At 64.5% G+C, this 456-nt stretch carries 1 protein-coding gene; it reads right to left on the bottom strand.

Annotated features, from left to right (window positions below; all coding sequences use genetic code 11):
* The coding region (locus AACY49_RS30935) for a hypothetical protein (RefSeq protein ID WP_445262693.1) at positions 1-456 on the bottom strand (456 nt) is incomplete at both ends.

Here is a 456-nt window from a genome sequence, read left to right as displayed (position 1 = left end):
CTTTCGATGCCATCGAACCGCATTGCGTCGGGCAACCAGGCGGTCGCCTTCTCGCGGATCTCGGCCTCTACGATCCCCTGCCCATTGCAAAGCGATGCGCAGGTGCTGGCAAGGTCGCCCTTCTTGGCGTCCTTGTAGCGGCCCCGCAGGATCGTGCCGCCGATCTCCTCCAGAGCATCGAGCATGACGGTCTTCTTGACGCGACCAAAGAAGTTCTCGGCCGTGGGGCGCCACCAATGTTCGACCTGGATGTCCAGAAGGCGACCAAGATGGTCGTGAAAACCGTTGCTGCGATAGCCTTCGGCAATGTTGAGGGTCGGCTCGAGCGTGCGGGCGATCGCGAAGGCCACCCAGGCGCCCCGGGCCTCGTCATCGAGCCTGCGAAAGGCGTCGAAGCGCTCGGTCATGGTCAGGTGGCCGGCCCAGCTCGTGTCGAGGCGCTGGCGCTGATCGTCG

Origin of the sequence: Pseudomonas sp. EL_65y_Pfl2_R96 (genome assembly GCF_963970905.1) — a bacterium.
Lineage (GTDB): Bacteria > Pseudomonadota > Gammaproteobacteria > Pseudomonadales > Pseudomonadaceae > Aquipseudomonas.
Note: the sequence above shows the minus strand (reverse complement) of the source record. Positions and strands in the feature narration are given on the sequence as shown.